General features: G+C 47.0%; 15 protein-coding genes. 6 read left to right on the top strand and 9 right to left on the bottom strand.

Translation table 11 applies throughout. The annotated features are described in order from the left end of the window. Positions 1-129 precede the first annotated feature (129 nt). Positions 130-735, bottom strand: a complete 606-nt coding sequence (locus KI655_RS11705) for a LuxR/HapR/OpaR family quorum-sensing transcriptional regulator (protein ID WP_285405095.1) — start codon at positions 733-735, stop codon at positions 130-132. Positions 736-1,072: 337 nt separating this feature from the next. Between KI655_RS11705 and hpt the strand changes: the two genes are divergently transcribed. After that, the gene (gene hpt / locus KI655_RS11700) at positions 1,073-1,603 is read left to right on the top strand and encodes a hypoxanthine phosphoribosyltransferase (RefSeq protein ID WP_285405093.1); all 531 of its coding nucleotides are present in this window, start codon (positions 1,073-1,075) and stop codon (positions 1,601-1,603) included. 83 nt (positions 1,604-1,686) lie between these two features. On the opposite strand, the gene can is transcribed toward hpt, so the two are convergent. Beyond that, a complete protein-coding gene (can, locus tag KI655_RS11695) occupies positions 1,687-2,355 on the bottom strand; it encodes a carbonate dehydratase (RefSeq protein WP_285405091.1) in 669 nt (222 codons plus the stop codon). A 243-nt stretch (positions 2,356-2,598) separates the two neighbouring features. On the opposite strand from can, the gene KI655_RS11690 reads away from it, so the two are divergent. From KI655_RS11690 to KI655_RS11680, 3 genes are all read left to right on the top strand, one after another. Further along, a complete protein-coding gene (locus KI655_RS11690) occupies positions 2,599-4,269 on the top strand; it encodes a SulP family inorganic anion transporter (RefSeq protein ID WP_285405089.1) in 1,671 nt (556 codons plus the stop codon). A 229-nt stretch (positions 4,270-4,498) separates the two neighbouring features. Continuing rightward, positions 4,499-5,416 (top strand): ABC transporter ATP-binding protein, encoded by a 918-nt coding sequence (locus KI655_RS11685; protein WP_285405086.1) that lies wholly within the window; start codon positions 4,499-4,501, stop codon positions 5,414-5,416. 1 nt (position 5,417) lies between these two features. Then, positions 5,418-6,188, top strand: a complete 771-nt coding sequence (locus KI655_RS11680; protein ID WP_285405084.1) for an ABC transporter permease — start codon at positions 5,418-5,420, stop codon at positions 6,186-6,188. Positions 6,189-6,323: 135 nt separating this feature from the next. On the opposite strand, the gene panC is transcribed toward KI655_RS11680, so the two are convergent. The 7 genes from panC to sfsA form a co-directional block, all read right to left on the bottom strand. Further along, a complete protein-coding gene (gene panC, locus KI655_RS11675) occupies positions 6,324-7,214 on the bottom strand; it encodes a pantoate--beta-alanine ligase (protein ID WP_285405083.1) in 891 nt (296 codons plus the stop codon). An 8-nt stretch (positions 7,215-7,222) separates the two neighbouring features. Continuing rightward, positions 7,223-8,017, bottom strand: coding sequence for a 3-methyl-2-oxobutanoate hydroxymethyltransferase (gene panB, locus KI655_RS11670; RefSeq protein ID WP_285405081.1), 795 nt, complete (start codon positions 8,015-8,017; stop codon positions 7,223-7,225). A gap of 23 nt (positions 8,018-8,040) precedes the next feature. Next, entirely contained in the window at positions 8,041-8,526 is a 486-nt protein-coding gene (gene folK / locus KI655_RS11665) for a 2-amino-4-hydroxy-6-hydroxymethyldihydropteridine diphosphokinase (RefSeq protein WP_285405079.1), read from the bottom strand. Continuing rightward, on the bottom strand, positions 8,523-9,878 hold the full coding sequence (gene pcnB, locus KI655_RS11660; RefSeq protein WP_285405077.1) for a polynucleotide adenylyltransferase PcnB: 1,356 nt from the start codon (positions 9,876-9,878) through the stop codon (positions 8,523-8,525). Before pcnB ends, folK begins: the two co-directional genes overlap by 4 nt. Before the next feature lie 183 nt (positions 9,879-10,061). Continuing rightward, the gene (gene gluQRS, locus KI655_RS11655; protein WP_285405075.1) at positions 10,062-10,937 is read right to left on the bottom strand and encodes a tRNA glutamyl-Q(34) synthetase GluQRS; all 876 of its coding nucleotides are present in this window, start codon (positions 10,935-10,937) and stop codon (positions 10,062-10,064) included. A gap of 87 nt (positions 10,938-11,024) precedes the next feature. Then, positions 11,025-11,471, bottom strand: a complete 447-nt coding sequence (dksA, locus tag KI655_RS11650) for an RNA polymerase-binding protein DksA (RefSeq protein ID WP_032551504.1) — start codon at positions 11,469-11,471, stop codon at positions 11,025-11,027. Between the two features lie 137 nt (positions 11,472-11,608). Then, the gene (gene sfsA, locus KI655_RS11645; protein ID WP_285405072.1) at positions 11,609-12,331 is read right to left on the bottom strand and encodes a DNA/RNA nuclease SfsA; all 723 of its coding nucleotides are present in this window, start codon (positions 12,329-12,331) and stop codon (positions 11,609-11,611) included. A 34-nt stretch (positions 12,332-12,365) separates the two neighbouring features. Between sfsA and hrpB the strand changes: the two genes are divergently transcribed. After that, complete coding sequence (hrpB, locus tag KI655_RS11640; RefSeq protein ID WP_285405099.1) at positions 12,366-14,864, top strand: ATP-dependent helicase HrpB; 2,499 nt, start codon at positions 12,366-12,368, stop codon at positions 14,862-14,864. Further along, on the top strand, positions 14,861-17,284 hold the full coding sequence (gene mrcB, locus KI655_RS11635; RefSeq protein ID WP_285405070.1) for a penicillin-binding protein 1B: 2,424 nt from the start codon (positions 14,861-14,863) through the stop codon (positions 17,282-17,284). Before hrpB ends, mrcB begins: the two co-directional genes overlap by 4 nt. The last annotated feature ends 53 nt before the right edge of the window (positions 17,285-17,337 follow it).

Genomic DNA, 17,337 nt, shown 5'->3' with positions numbered 1-17,337 from the left:
AAAACAAAAAGGGTTGACCCACTAGGTCAACCCTTCACACTTCTTCTCGAATCTCGAATCTCGAATCTCGAATCTCGAATCTCGAATCTCGAATCTCGAATCTCGAATCTCGAATCTCGAATCTCGAATCTACTTATAAATACACAACATATTCAAGTAGCTGTCAGTCAGTGAGTGCAGCTCATCAGTTGAGTTAGCACGTTTTGCCTGAATGAACAGTGAGTAGCAGATACCGTGGAATAGGTTCGCCAAGTGTTTCGGTTCATGTTGGTCACACACTTCGCCACGCTCGATCGCCTTAACGAACATGTTCTGTACCAGCATTTGGTTCGTGCGGTTGGTCGTCACAAACAGTGGCCATACTTCATCACGAGTCGAAGCACTCCATTCGAACCAAACGTTGAGCCAGTGGCAATCTTGCTCTACAAGCGCAACCATCTCATTAGTGATGTTTGTTAGGTTCTGCTTAGCATGAATATCAAGGTCGATATTGTCTGAAAGAAAGTTTGAGAACTGACGAACAACATGGTTTAGAACCTCGTCGACCAGATCTTCACGTGTTGGGAAGTAGTTGAATACAGTAGCTACAGACACTTGAGCGATGTCTGCAATATCTGCATGTCCGCCTCGGCCAATGCCGCGACGAGAGAATACTTCAAGAGCAATCTCCATCAATTGAAGTTTTCTTTTTAGGGGTGAAAGCCTAGTTCTAGGTCTCTTAGATATTGAGTCCATAATGTTTTCCTTGCCAACGAAATTTTATATTAATGATTTTATTATTATTTAAGCCAGAATGAGTGTAATGGTGCATATGCAAATGGTCAATCGTTTGTGCTTACTTTATGGACAATTGCATCAAACTTGATACATAAATCGTGATCCACATAGGGCGTTGTAATGCGATCTAGCTCGAAAGCCGAGAATACGACTCTTGATGCGAGAACTGTGATTTAAATTGATACGTGAGGTGGTGTGGGTATTTGAGCAGTGCTAGACTTACGCTCGAAAACCAGCGGCACTATTGATGAAACGATCTACACTTGTCGCAGTCACCAAATAAAATGAGAGCAGTATGAAACATACAGTTGAAGTCATGATCTCTGAGCAAGAAGTTCAAGATCGAGTGCAAGAGCTAGGCAAACAGATCACAGAACACTACCAAGGTAGCGAAGATCTTGTATTGGTAGGTCTATTACGTGGATCATTCGTATTCATGGCAGATTTAGCTCGTGCAATCGATATTACTCACAGCGTTGATTTCATGACAGCTTCTAGCTACGGCAACACAATGGAAAGCTCACGTGATGTGCGTATCCTTAAAGACCTAGATGATGACATTAAAGGTAAAGATGTACTGCTAGTTGAAGATATCATCGACACGGGTAACACGCTAAACAAGGTGAAAGAGATTCTAAGCCTACGTGAGCCTAAGTCTGTACGCATCTGTACACTACTAGACAAGCCATCTCGTCGTGAAGTTGACGTAGAAGTGAACTGGATTGGTTTTGAGATCCCAGACGAGTTCGTTGTTGGTGTTGGTATCGACTACGCTCAAAAATATCGTCACCTACCATACATCGGTAAGGTTGTGCCTCAAGAGTAATGAGTGCAGCGTCGATTTGATTTCGATGAATGATTAAAAAAGCCCGCATGATGCGGGCTTTTGTGTATTTATTCAGAACAGATTTAGCCTTGTTGGCCTAGAAGAGGCGTAGTTAGAATCTTGTTCAATGCCTCTAGGTGGCTGTTTTCTAGGGTGTCGTTGCTTGAGCAGCGTACGCCAAGATCTTTTAGTTTGCCATCGCCGATACCATAAACCACACCATGAATTTCAACCTCTTGACCACGCTCCCAAGCACTTTGCATGATGGTTGAGTTACCTAGGTTGTAAACCTGTTCGGCAACGTTGATCTCACAGAGTTTGTCACCCCACTGTTCACGAGGCAGTGTCTCGATCTCTTTGCGGTACTTTAGGTAGTTGTCGCGGATGTGCAGCAGCCAGTTGTTGATAAGGCCCAGTTTTGGGTTATCAATCGCAGCATTAACACCGCCACAACCGTAGTGACCACAAATGATGATGTGTTTAACCTTAAGTACGTCCACCGCATATTGAACCACCGATAGGCAGTTAAGGTCGGTATGAATGACTTGGTTCGCCACATTTCGGTGTACAAACAGTTCACCAGAATAAAGCCCTGTTAAGCGCTCAGCGGGTACACGACTGTCTGAACAGCCGATCCAAAGGAAACCTGGGTTTTGCCCCTCTTCAAGCGTTGTAAAATATTCTGGTCGCTCTGAACGAATTTCATCAGACCATTTGGAATTGTTTTCAAAAAGCTGTTTTATTTCTGGCATCTTGCTTCATACATCCCTCAATTAAGATGCTTAACTATACACAATGTTACAAATTCAATCTTGTAAAAAGTGCGTCAAAAAGTACTCATCTGACGTGTTCTAGTACGTAAAATCATAAACTTAGACTGAAAGCTATCATCCGGTTATAAGACATAAATATTGTGATTGAATTAACACTTTCTGAGCAGTTGATACATTTGTTAAAGTGATACGGTTTGTCAGCTCATCACAGGGAGATGTATTTTGTTTGGAAGTCGTTTTGCAGATATCAACCTCAAAGGGGATATGTTTGGCGGTGTGACCACAGCCATTATCTCATTGCCATTGGCGTTGGCATTTGGTGTTGCTTCTGGTGCTGGTGCCGAAGCGGGCTTGTGGGGCGCGATCATGGTCGGCCTGTTTGCCGCATTGTTTGGTGGTTCCAATACGCTGATCTCTGAGCCAACTGGCCCTATGACGGTGATTATGACGGCAGTACTGACCAGCATGATGGCGAAGTACCCGGAAACAGGCTTGGCAATGACCTTCACTGTGGTGATGATGGCGGGGGCATTTCAGGTTTTACTCGGTACATTGAAGTTAGGAAAATACATAACTTTGATGCCATATAGCGTGATCTCCGGCTTTATGTCCGGCATCGGCGTTATTCTTATCATTTTACAGCTCTCACCACTTCTCGGACACGCAGCCCCAGCGGGTGGTGTGATGGGGACGCTGTCGGCTCTGCCTGATACCGTCGCTAATATGAAGTTTAGCGAGCTGTTTTTAGGCTTGCTGACGTTAGGCATTCTGTTCTTCTTTCCTAAACAATATCGTAAATACGTCCCTGCACAGTTGGTCGCACTGGTTGCTGTGACGCTGCTGTCAGTGATTCTGTTTGATAGTGAAGCCATTCGTCGTATCGGTGAAATTCCAGCGGGTCTACCATCTTTGGTTGTGCCGCATATCGACGCTTCTATGTTCACTGAGATGGTGATTGATGCGCTAGTACTCGGCACCTTGGGTTGTATTGATACCCTGTTGACCGCAGTAATTGGAGATTCTCTGACTCGTAAAGAGCACGACTCGGATAAAGAGCTGCGTGGTCAAGGTCTAGCAAACATCATTTCTGGCTTGTTCGGTGCGCTTCCGGGCGCCGGTGCAACCATGGGTACCGTGACTAACATTCAAGTTGGTGCGCGATCTCCACTGTCTGGTGTGATTCGTGCGCTGGTGCTTGCGTTAGTGGTCTTAGTTGCGGGTGGTCTGACGGAACCTATTCCAATGGCGGTTTTGGCTGGCATCGCGGTGTATGTGGGTTTCAATATCCTTGACTGGAGTTTTATTCAACGTGCGCACCGCGTGAGCTTTGCGGGTATGGCGATCATGTATGGCGTTATGCTCCTCACGGTATTTGTTGATCTGATTGTAGCGGTTGGCCTTGGTGTCTTTATCTCTAACATCATTATTATTGAGCGCTTAAGTCGAGAGCAGGCGCGCCAAGTAAAAGCGATCAGTGATGCCGATGAAGATGATGTGCCTCTGTCAGACAGTGAACGTGGTCTGCTGGATATGGCGAATGGCAAAGTGCTGTTCTTCTATCTATCCGGGCCAATGATCTTCAGTGTCTCTAAGGCGATTTCACGTCAGCACACCAGTATTTCAGACTATGACGCGATGATTCTCGATTTGACCGATGTACCTATGATTGACGTAACGGTTGGTCTTGCATTGGAAAATGCGATTAAGGATGCACTGGACGCCAACTGTGAGGTATACCTACTGTGTCCAAACGACAATACACGTCAACAGCTTGAGAAATTCCACGTGATTGATCTAGTGCCAGAGTCGAATACCTACCGTTTCCGTTATGAGGCACTGAGAGCGGCAACCAACTACGTGGCACGTGATGAGCATGAGTTTGGTTCGGCTTAGATTATTCATCTAACAGCCCTAAAAGATCAGATACCGCTAAGTTAATGACTTAGCGGTATTTTTTTATCCTTTCGTCTTCGTATTGGTCAATGTTTCTATTAATTTGGAAATGTTAGTTTGTCTTAATCGTTATTTGACGATAAACTTGTTGGTAAATTAAACGTGCTTGAGAATAAGGTCATACTTTCTCTCATGAGCACTCACTAATCGCAAATGGCAAGCAATCTTCATGTACGCATTAGAAATCGAACAACTCAGAAAAACCTACGCTGGTGGATTTGAAGCCCTAAAAGGCATCAGTCTGCAGGTGAAAAAGGGCGACTTTTACGCACTACTGGGCCCAAATGGCGCCGGTAAATCAACGACGATTGGCGTTATCTCATCATTGGTGAATAAAACCTCGGGTAAGGTAAAAGTCTTTGGCTTCGACATCGACCAAGATCTTGAATTGGCTAAACAGAACTTGGGCTTAGTGCCTCAAGAATTCAATTTCAACCCATTTGAAACCGTTGAGCAGATCGTACTGCAACAGGCGGGTTACTACGGCGTATCTAAATCGCTCGCTAAAGAACGCGCTAAAACATACCTTTCTAAGCTCGATTTGTGGGAAAAACGCAGCGAACGTGCAAGAAACCTATCAGGTGGTATGAAGCGTCGTTTGATGATTGCACGTGCTCTGATGCATGAACCACAACTGCTAATTCTTGATGAGCCTACTGCAGGTGTTGATATTGAGCTCCGTCGCTCTATGTGGGAATTCCTCAAAGAGATCAATGAGAAGCAGGGCATCACGATTATTTTGACCACACACTACCTTGAAGAAGCGGAAATGCTGTGTCGTAACATCGGTATCATCAATCGTGGTGAACTGATTGAGAACACGACCATGAAGTCTCTGCTTAATAAGCTGAGTGTCGAAACCTTTATCCTCGATCTCGAAGAGGGTACAGAGGAGCCCGAATTAGAAGGCGTAAATAGCCAAACTATGGTTAATGGCTCTCTAGAAATCGAAATTGATAAGAACCTAGGTTTGAATACCATCTTTGCTCAGTTGAGTGAGCAGAATGTGAAAGTCCTCTCGATGCGTAACAAAGCTAACCGTCTAGAAGAACTATTTGTGAGTATCGTGCGAGAGGGGAGTAAATAATATGTACAGCCTGTATTGGACTGCTTTTCGCAGCTTGCTGAACAAAGAGATCAACCGTTTTACTCGTATTTGGGTACAGACGCTGGTACCGCCTGCAATTACTATGACGCTCTATTTCATTATCTTCGGTAACCTGATTGGTGCGCGAATTGGTGAAATGAACGGCTTTAGTTACATGGAATACATTGTGCCGGGTTTGATCATGATGTCGGTGATCACCAACTCCTATTCGAATGTGGCGTCATCGTTCTTTAGTGCTAAGTTTCAAAAGAACATCGAGGAGCTGCTTGTTGCACCTGTACCGAATTATGTGATTATTGCGGGCTTCGTGATGGGTGGCGTAGTGCGCGGCTTATTGGTTGGCGCGATTGTTACCTTTGTGTCGCTGTTCTTCGTTGACCTGCAAGTTGATCATTGGGGTATCATCATTGCGACTGTATTTTTAACATCAGTGGTATTTGCGCTGGGTGGTCTTATCAATGCAGTATTTGCGCGCACCTTTGATGATATCTCAATCATTCCAACCTTCATCCTGACGCCTCTGACTTATCTTGGCGGGGTGTTCTACTCAATCAGTCTGCTACCTGATTTCTGGCAAGGTGTATCTAAGCTGAACCCGATTGTGTATATGGTGAATGCGTTTAGATACGGCTTCTTGGGCGTGTCTGATGTGGGTATCGTGACCTCTTTTGGTGTGTTAGGTATCTTTATTGTGGTGCTTTACGGCGTTGCTCACTACCTAGTGACGAAAGGCATTGGCTTACGCTCATAAGAGTTGAGCATAAATAGCAAGGGCTGGCATTAGTGTCAGCCCTTTTTGTATGTGAAAGCAATGATTGGTCTAGATGTAAAAAAGGCTGACACTTAAGTATCAGCCTTTCACTAGAGAGTATTGAGAATACTGAGATTATTCAGCCGTCTCTTCTTTCACTTCTTCTTTGGTCTCTGTTACCAAGTCGAGAACTTGGTTGTCGATAAGACGTGTCTTACCTAAGAATGCAGACATCAGAATCACAGCTTGAGTCGATTCAGGGGTGATGGCTTGTAGAGTGCGAGCATCACAGATGAAGATCTCATCCGGCTGTAGATCGGCTGCGCGAAGCTGATCGGTTGCATCTTCAATCACAGAGGCGTAATCGTCACGGCCACCGCGGATTGCGCTACTGATCCAACGCATAGTGCGAGCTAGAACCGGTGCACGCTGGCGCTCATCAATCGTGAGGTTACCGTTGCGAGAGCTCATCGCTAGGCCGTCCATCTCACGCACTGTTGGAACACCAACGATTTCGATATCGAGTGCCAGGTCCGCCGTCATTTGGCGAATCACCGCCAATTGTTGGAAGTCTTTTTCACCGAAGCAAGCGAAGTCAGGTTGAACGATATTGAATAGCTTAGTGACAATCGTTGCTACACCGCGGAAGTGACCCGGGCGAGAAGCGCCTTCTAGCATATGAGAAATGCCGGGTACTTCAACAAAAGTCTGCTTATCCAGACCTGCTGGGTACATGATCTCTGGTGTTGGTGTGAATACCAACTCCACGCCTTCGCCTGTAAGCTTACTTAAGTCAGCTTCTAGAGTGCGAGGGTAGTTGTTTAGATCGTCTGCACGGTCAAATTGCATTGGGTTAACGAAGATGCTAACAACAACAATATCAGCCAGTTCACGTGCTTTTTTTACCAGAGTAAGGTGGCCTTCATGGAGGTTACCCATGGTTGGTACAAAAGCTACAGTGCGTCCATCACGTTTAAACTGCTTAATCTGCTCACGAAGAGCCGCTACTTCAGCGAAAGATTGCATACTAACTCCTAAGCGATTGTGTGAGCGTCATCAGGGAAACGTGCGCTCTCAACATCTTCTTTATATTTTGCCACGGCTTTACGCATATCGCCCGTTTCTGCTAAGAAATTCTTAGAGAATTTAGGCATATAGTTCGCAGAAATACCAAACATGTCGTGCATAACTAGGATCTGACCGTCGGTCACATTGCCCGCACCAATACCAATCACTGGAACATCACAGGCTTCAGTAATACGCTTTGCCAATGAAGCTGGAACACACTCAAGTAGAACGATTTGCGCCCCTGCTTCTTGCAGTGCTAGAGCGTCAGCAACCATCTTGTCAGCTTGCTCGTCTTCACGACCTTGTACCTTGTAACCACCAAAGATGTTTACAGATTGAGGCGTTAGGCCTAAGTGCGCACAGACTGGAACAGCGCGCTCAGTGAGCATTTTTACTGTATCAACCAGCCAGCTGCCACCCTCGATCTTAACCATGTTAGCGCCAGCTCTCACAAGAGTCGCTGCGTTCTCACAAGCCTGTTCTGGTGTCGCGTAGCTCATGAATGGCATATCCGCCATCAATAGGCAGTTTGGGCTACCTGCGCGTACTGAGCGAGTGTGGTAAGCAATGTCTTCAACCGTTACTGGTAATGTGTCAGTTTGGCCTTGCAGTACCATACCAAGTGAATCACCTACCAATAGAACAGGGATCTCTTGGCTTTCAAATAGTTGACTAAAGCTTGCGTCGTAAGCGGTTGACGTTGCAAATTTACGGCCTTCACGTTTGCACTTGATAAGGTCGTTAATGGTTACTTTTTTCATTGGTTTTCCTTAATGCGTTTGGCTTATTTCTGCCAAACATTGAGCCCGTTTTTGTCGACTACTTTGAGCAGTTCGCTGAGCTCAGTCCCATCAGGGAGTTGTAAACTTGGTGCGATTTCAGCTAGCGGGTAAAGAACGAATTCTCGCTCTTTCATTCCGTAGTGAGGAACGGTTAAGCGCTCTGAATCGATCACCTCATTGCCGTATAAAATGATGTCTAGGTCCAAGGTTCTTGGTCCCCAACGTTCATCCTTACGGACACGCCCTTGCTCTTGCTCAATCGCTTGGGTGCAGTTGAGCAGTTCAATCGGCGTTAATTCGGTTTCAATCGCAACCACCGCATTGATGTAATCCGGTTGGTTTTGCGGCCCCATTGGAGTGCTACTATATAGCTTAGAGGTCGCAAGAAACTTTGATTGCGGTAGGCTTTTTAGTGTTTCGATAGCCAAATTTGCTTGGCTCACAGGGTCGGCGAGGTTACTGCCGACCGCGATATACGCTGTGATCATGATGACGACTTGCTTTTCTTGTTGCGGTAAGTCTTACGGCGTCGATGACCTGATTTAGACGGTGGCGCAACATCGTTTGCCATTGCTTGGCGCATGTTACGTCCTGCGCTTTGGTAACGCTCCCACCATTTAGCAAGCTCTTGCGTTTCACCGCCTTCGATCTCGCCTCGCATTTCAAGGAAGTCAAAGCCAGCACGGAACTTGTTGAGTTCCATGAGACGCTGCGCGCGTTTACCATTACGACGTGGTAGGCGCAGTTGCAGTTGCCATACTTCGCGAATCGTTGCTGTGTGACGGCGCGGGATTGCGATGCTCTTAACCTGTTGATCAAGAATCACGTTGCTCGCTTCCATGATGGCGTCGTACTGAGAAAGGCCAAGCTCGTCAGCCAGTTTCTCAGCCAGCTTATTCATTGGGTACCATAGGATAGCCGCGAACATAAAGGCTGGGTTAACGCGCTTACCATCTTCGATACGCAGGTCGGTAGAATCTAACACTAAGTCCAGCATCTGCTCGGTCTGAGATGAGTAGTCTTCAGTGAAGAACTCCGCCACAGCAGGGAACATCTGTTGGAACAGATTGTACTCACGCATCAAGTGATACGTTTCTAGACCGTAACCTGATTGAAGGAGCTTCAGAGACTCTTCGTACAGACGTGCTGCTGGGATGTCTCTTAACAGGTGTGCAAGCTCTTCGATTGGATCTGCAGTGTCTTCTTCGATGTCGAAGTCTAACTTAGCAGAGAAGCGCATCGCACGCAGCATACGCACTGGGTCTTCACGGTAGCGAGTTTCTGGATCGCCAATCAGACGGATCAAGCGGTCTTCAAGGTCTTCAACACCGCCCGCATAATCATGAATGCTGTAGTCTGCAATGTTGTAGTACATCGCATTGATGGTGAAGTCACGACGCTCTGCATCTTCATCGACGCTGCCGTAGACGTTATCACGTAGCAGCATGCCTTCTTTAGACTGAGCTGATACGTTTTTCGATGGTTCTTGGTGGTGACCACGGAATGTCGCGACTTCGATAATGTCACGACCAAACATAATGTGTGCTAGACGGAAGCGGCGACCAATAAGGCGACAGTTCCTGAATAGGTTTTTGATCTGCTCTGGCGTCGCGTTAGTCGCGATGTCGAAATCTTTCGGTTGTGAGCCGAGTAGCAAGTCTCGCACACCACCACCGACTAGGAATGCGTCAAAACCCGCACCATTCAGACGATAAAGCACTTTTAATGCGTTATCACTGATCTGCTTGCGTGAAATATTGTGCTCTTGTCGAGTGTAAATATTCAGAGCTAAATCGTGGAATCCACGTTGTTCGCTAGGGGTATTGTCGTTTGTATTCATTAGTTTACAACAAAGTAGGTATCGCCAACTTTGCTTTTCTCTTAGTCCAAAGTGGTAGTGCAGAGTTTGATTGCGGCTAATAATAGCCTAGCGGAAGCCATTTGAGAACATTGTCCGCTTATACACACCTAAGGGTTATGGCATTTTTATGTGTCGTTTTTACGATTTCATGCCGCGAACGTGTCAATCACGGTGCTCTTTATGCAGTGTATCGGGTAGCTGGTTGATATGCCAATGCTGGCATCCCCAAGCTAAAATCTCCCCGAGAGAGCCTTGCTCTATATCGAGCGGTAGCGTAAAGCCAAGAAAGCGCATCGCACTCAGTAGAGCCGGTTTTGGGTTGTCTAGGTCGATACCCTTTGCATGATTCTGCTTTGAGAGCTTGTTACCCGTAGCGTCGGTCGCTAGAGGCAGATGGAGGTAACTCACCTGTGGCTGATTTAGGGCTTTATAGAGGCTGATTTGACGGCCTGTCGGCTCAATCAGGTCTGCGCCTCTCACGACTTCTGTAACGCCTTGAGCGATATCATCTAAAACGACTGCAAGGTTATACGCAAACAGGCCGTCACGACGCTTAATGATAAAGTCTTCTTTGGCGAGATCTGCAGGAATGCTCATGGTGCCATGACGAATATCATCAAATGACTCGATTGGGTGGTTCATTACTAAACGTACCGCACGCTGCCCATTGTCATCAAGACCAGCATCACGACAGTGACCATTGTAAAAGCCACCGAGGGCCTTGATCTGTTTGCGAGTACATTCGCAGTAGTAGGCTTGCTGATCGGTGAGCCATTGCTCGATTTGAGCTTGGTAGATTGGGTGTCGATGGCTCTGATAAATCACCTCACCATCCCAATGCAACTGATAAGTCTCTAAGGTTTTTAATATAAGATCGGCGGCTCCTGGCATTTCGCGTGGTGGATCGAGATCTTCCATGCGGACTAGCCATTGACCCTTTTGTGATTTTGCTTGGAAGTAGCTACCGAGTGCAGCCACAAGTGAGCCAAAATGAAGAGGGCCAGAAGGAGAAGGTGCAAAGCGCCCGATATAACTCATAGTAAAAGCCTAAGTAATGGTTGTATGGGGAATAAAAGACCAAATAAAAAAGGGAGCGAGTGCTCCCTTTCTTCACATCAACAAGGATTAACCTTGCATCTGTTTCTCTTTGATTTCTGCAAGTGTTTTACAGTCAATACAAAGATCAGCAGTCGGACGAGCTTCAAGACGACGAATACCGATTTCGATACCACAAGAGTCACAGAAGCCGAAATCGTCTTCTTCGATCTTGTCTAGTGTCTTCTCAATCTTCTTGATTAGACGACGTTCACGGTCACGGTTACGTAGCTCTAGGCTGAACTCTTCTTCTTGAGAAGCGCGGTCAACTGGGTCTGGGAAATTTGCTGCCTCGTCCTGCATGTGGTGAACAGTACGATCAACTTCTTCCCTGAGCTGGTTGCGCCAAGCTTCCAAAATCTTTGTAAAATGAGCCATTTGCTCAGGTGACATGTACTCTTCACCTGGCTTTTCTTGATATGGTTCAACACCTGCGATTGCTAGGATGCCTAGCGCTTTTTTCTTAGATTCTGGCATACAGCATCTCCTATTTACACCTAGTCAACTGCAAAGCAGCTAATTTTAAGGCGGGTATCTATAGCAGAAAGAACGTATGGTGGCAAACACTCAAATGTAAACTTGCTATCAATGTGCAGAGTTCCGCACTTTGCGAATCAAGCGATGAATTCAACCGCTTGATTCAATTCCATTTGAGTATTGTTGAGTTCAGCTTTGTAACAGAGAACTTCAACACCAGCGTCTTGTGCTTGTTTTAGTAATAATGAATATTTGGCGTCTATATGGTGTGCCGCTGAGACTTTTTCAATACCTGAATGTAAAACAGTGAATAAAAGTACTGCTCTTCGACCAGATTCTGCCATTTCTGTGAGTTCACGCAGGTGCTTTTGGCCACGAGTGGTGACGGCATCTGGGAAGTATCCTTGTCCCTTTTGAACACTTGGGTCATCTGCTAATAGAGTGACGCTTTTTACCTCTATATAACAATCCGCTTTGGCTTCATCTTCGAGCAAAATGTCTATTCGGCTATTCTCACTGCCGTATTTCACTTCGGTTCGCAGCGTTTGATAACCCGAAAGTTCAACTATAGCGCCATTTTGAATCGCTTCCACTGCCAATTGGTTAGCGCGGGCAGTGTTCACACAAATTCGATCACCTTTTGCTGTTTCTGAGATCTCCCAGCTATTCGGGTATTTTCTCTTGGGATTATCGGAGGTTGAGTACCACACTGTATCGCCTGGTGTAGCACAACCCGTCATAGCTCCAGTGTTGGCACAGTGGATAGTACGTTCACTGCCGTCAGGAAGTTTGATATCCGTTAGGAAACGTTTGTAGCGTTTTATGAGAGTCGCAGACTCTAAAGGAGGATCGAAGCGCATTTTACTTATTTAGAGATAACTGTTTTTATGTACAATATTGGCAACATTACACCACAAGGTCTTTCCATTGTCACAACTGCCCATTGAAGCTGTGATGCCCGAGTTACTCTCAGGCGTTCGTTCTCACTCCCAAATAATCCTTAAAGCGGCCCCCGGAGCTGGCAAATCTACCTTCTTCCCATTGCAACTGGTTAAGTCTCAGATTGTGAGTGGCAAGATAGTGATGCTTGAACCAAGGCGTCTTGCTGCGCGTAACATTGCGAGCTATTTGGCGGCGAAGTTGGGAGAAAAGGTGGGTGAAACGATAGGCTTTAGAGTGCGTGGAGAGAATAAAACCAGCAATAAGACTCGCCTAGAGATTGTCACTGAAGGGATCATGACTCGAATGATTCAGAGTGACCCAGAACTTACTGGCGTCGATATGGTTATCTTCGATGAATTTCATGAGCGCAGCATTCATGCTGATACCTCTTTGGCTTTCAGCCTTGAGATTCAAGAGGCACTCCGAGACGATCTCAAGATTGTGGTGATGTCAGCAACGCTTGACCAAGCTACTCTGCAAAATCTACTGCCTGAAGCGACGTACATTGAATCGCAAGGGCGCTCTTTTCCTGTTGAGTACCGCTATCAACCCCTCGCGAACAATGATTACTTACCTGCAAAAATGGCAGCGACCATCGAATCTTTGATTGGCAAAGAGCCGGGTTCACTATTGGCTTTCTTGCCGGGTGTCTCTGCGATTAAGCAGGTGCAAGAGCGGCTGCAACACATCAGTGATGATGTTGAAGTCTTTGCCCTCTATGGTCAGTTGAGTTTTGCTGAACAACAGAAAGCGATCTCGCCGGCGACAAAAGGCAAGCGCAAGGTGGTATTGGCCACCAATATTGCTGAGACCTCACTTACTATTGAAGGTATCCGACTGGTGGTCGACTCCGGACTTGAGCGAGTGGCGAGGTTTGATTTAAAAACCGGCGTCACCAAATTGGAGCAGGTTAAGATCTCTCAATCGTCCGCTGAGCAACGCGCTGGTCGTGCTGGTCGTATTGAAGAGGGCTTGTGTGTTCGCTTATACAGCGAAGCTCAATTGCAACAGCAGCCTTTGGTTCCTGTCCCTGAAATCCTTCAATCCGACCTTTCTTCTCTGGTGGCTGAATTGACACAGTGGGGGGCGACAAGTGCTGATGAGTTGCAATGGCTTGACCTTCCACCTCAAGCATCACTGGCTCAGGCGAGCGGTTTGTTGCAGCAATTAGGGCTTTTGGATCATGGTAGGCAATTTACTGCGCAAGGTAAGCAAGCACAGAAATTAGGACTGGATCCACGTATTGCAAGTATGCTGATCAAAGCTAAGCAACACAGCCACGAATTATTAAATGCGGCGATTGCTGCCGCTGCGTTGATTGAAGAGCCAGAACGCAATGTCTCTGATATTCAGCACTCTCTGTATCGCTTAAAACAGGGCAAGCATGCTCGAAATCAGTTTATGAATCAGCGAGCTAAAACGCTCGCGGCTAAGTTAGCACACAAATTTGACTTGCAGGCGGTTGATGAATCCTTGCTGCCTTTGGCATTGTGTCTCGCATTTCCAGACCGGATTGCTCAATCGCGTGGGAAACAGAGCCATCAATTCTTGCTTGCTAATGGGCATGGCGCAGAGGTACGTGATGATGATCCTTTGGCCGACAATTCGTACCTAGTCGTGATTGACTTGATGCGCAGTGCGGGGCGTTCAAGTCAGATATTTCTCGCGACGGCCGTTGATATTGTGGATCTGGAGGCGAACTTCCCTGAGGTATTTGCCACTTCCGACTATGTCGACTGGGATGACAAGCGTGGCCGTTTAGTGGCTGAGCAGCGTGTCGGCTTGGGCCAACTGGTGGTGAGCACCAAAGCTCTTCCTGAGCCCGATGCGGATCAGATCAGTGAAGCCCTGCTCAATTACGTTAAGCGTAAAGGCTTGGACCTATTGAATTGGACACCAGCAGCCAAGCAGCTCCAATCTCGAATTCTCTGTGCGGTACACTGGCTGCCTGAGCATCCATGGCCATCGGTTGATGAACCAAGCTTATTAGCGAGCCTAGAGGATTGGTTACTCCCTTATCTCAATGGTGTGAAGTCAGCAAAAGGGCTACAGAATGTTAATGTTGAACAAGCTCTAATGGCCTACTTGGGCTGGCCGCTGAATCAAGAGATTGACCAGTGGTTACCGACGCACTATGTAATGCCAACGGGCAGTAAAAAGGCGATTCGCTATCAAGACAATGCTGAACCTGTGATATCGGTTCGAATGCAAGAAGTCTTTGGTGAGCAGGACTCTCCTTTAATTGCTCAAGGGCGTAAAAAAGTGGTCCTTGAACTACTTTCTCCTGCACAGCGACCGCTGCAAATAACGCAAGATCTAGCGGGCTTTTGGGCTGGGGCATATAAAGAGGTTCAGAAAGAGATGAAAGGTCGATACCCTAAACATCCTTGGCCGGATGATCCAGCAACTCACGTAGCTACCACTAAAACCAAACGACAGTTGAATCGATGATGATAAAAATGTTTACACCAAAAAAGGGGCCAGCGAAAAAGGCACCTACTAAAAAATCACCGACAGCTAAGTCGCCACAAACTAAATCGACCAAAGCAAAACCAAGAAAGCCGAGAGCCCCTGCCAAGAAGCGAACCACGAGCAAGCGAGGTAAAGCGAATCGTGGTTGGTTGAAGATGTTGTGGGGCTTTACATGGAAGGCGGGCCTTGCAGTCGCGGCCATTCTACTATTTGTGGGCATTTATCTAGACACTGTGGTTAAACAGCGTTTTGAGGGACAACTGTTTGATCTACCCACTGTCGTGTATGCCCGCGTATTGGATTTGTCACCGGGTACGCCAATCAGCATCAAGCAGGTGCGCAATGAGTTAGATGTACTTAACTATCGTAAGGTTAGTGCGCCTCGCCACCCGGGGGAGTACTCCTCCTCTTCAACTAAGATCGAGCTGATTCGTCGACCGTTTGAGTTTGTTGATGGACCAGAAGCGGATCGCCATGTGATGCTGCATTTTAATGGCAATGAGTTAACGCGCATTCAGTCATTAGAGAAGAAAGGGGATATGGGCTACCTGCGCATTGAACCTAAGATGTTGGGCATGCTTGAGAAGCGCAATGACGAACAGCGTCTATTCTTGAAGCGAAACCAGTTCCCTGAGGTGATGGTCGATGCCCTATTGGTGACTGAAGACCGAAACTTCTATCAACACGATGGTGTATCGCCTGTCGCGATTGCCCGTGCCATGGTAGTTAACGTCAAAGCAGGTCGAACGGTACAAGGGGGCAGTACGCTAACGCAGCAACTTGCGAAGAACTTATTCCTCTCCAGTGAGCGTACCCTGTGGCGTAAAGTTCGTGAGGCCTATATCGCGCTGATCTTGGATTATCGCTACAGCAAGGATGAGATTCTAGAAGCCTATCTGAATGAAGTTTACCTAGGTCAAAATGGTGGTGAAGCGATTCACGGTTTCGGACTGGCATCGCGCCTCTACTTTGGTCAGCCGATTCAAGAACTCAGAATTGACCAACTGGCGCTGCTAGTCGGGATGGTGAAAGGGCCGTCTTACTACAACCCAGTTCGTTACCCTGAACGTGCAAAAACGCGCCGTGATCTGGTATTGCGCCTGATGATGCAGCAAGACATTTTGAGCGCGAGCCAGTATGAAGCTGCAGCCAGTCGAGATCTCGATATTCAAGATAACCCTCGCATTGCCAGTCGTCAGCCGGCTTACTTCCAGCAAGTGAATATAGAGCTGAAAAAGTTTGTTGGCGATCGATTTGAGGCGCAAAAAGGTCTGCGAGTCTTTACTTCGCTAGACCCTGTCTCACAGCAAGAATTAGAACGCTCTATTGCTCGCAAGGTACCACAATTAGCTAAGACCGCAGGTAATAAGCTTGAAGCTGCGGCCATTGCGGTGGATCGTAATACCGGTGAAATACGGGCCATGGTTGGTGGTAAACGAACCGGCTACGACGGCTTTAACCGCGCATTGAATGCAAGCCGCCCGATCGGTTCATTGGTTAAGCCAGCTGTGTACCTGACAGCGCTGCAGCAGCCAGAGAAATACACACTGGCAACGACATTGATGGACACACCATTGAGTCTAAAAGGCAGCAAGGGCAGTGTTTGGAGTCCACGTAATTTCGATCGCAAGTTCCGCGGAGAGGTACCGTTGTATGTGGCATTGTCGAAGTCTTATAACGTGCCGACGGTGCGCTTAGGGATGCAACTGGGTATCGATTCTGTGTCGAATACCATTGAAAGACTCGGTGTCGATAAGAACGAGATTCGCCCTGTGCCGTCGATGTTCTTAGGCGCGTTTTCTCTGACGCCATTCCAGGTTGCACAGATGTACCAAACGGTCACTAACTCAGGCAAGAGAGCTCCACTTTCGGCGCTGCGCTCAGTAGTCGACAGTGATGGGCAAGTGCTCTACCAGTCCATTCCTCGTGTTTCACAAAGTGTCGACCAACAGGCTGCATGGCTTACCACTTATGCAATGAAACGAGGTGTGTCTGAAGGGACGGGCCGCTTCCTGCAGAGTCAGTTTGCTTGGGCAGGGCTAGCCGGTAAGACAGGAACCAGTAACGATAGTCGTGATAGTTGGTTTGTAGGGGTTGATGGCCGAGAGGTGACCACTATTTGGCTAGGACGCGATGACAACAACCCCACCAAGTTGACGGGCTCAAGTGGCGCGCTGCGAGTTTATGCTGATTACCTTAAGCAACGCGGCCCAGAAGTACTGAGTTTGCCTTGGCCTAATGGTATTGCGACCGCTAACTTTGTAAGTACGAACTCAGGTGCACTAGAGTTTAATTGCGATGGCCCGATTCAATTGCCAGTTTGGGATGAACGAGGTGACATTAAAAAGGGATGTGAAAGCCAACCAAAACAGTGGCTAAAGAAGCTTTTTGAGTGGTAAAGTTGCATAAAAAATGGATGACAAGGATAGAGTTTAAATGATGATTTCTCGTT

Origin of the sequence: Vibrio sp. D404a (genome assembly GCF_030248535.1) — a bacterium.
Classification (GTDB): Bacteria; Pseudomonadota; Gammaproteobacteria; order Enterobacterales; family Vibrionaceae; genus Vibrio.
Note: the sequence above shows the minus strand (reverse complement) of the source record. Positions and strands in the feature narration are given on the sequence as shown.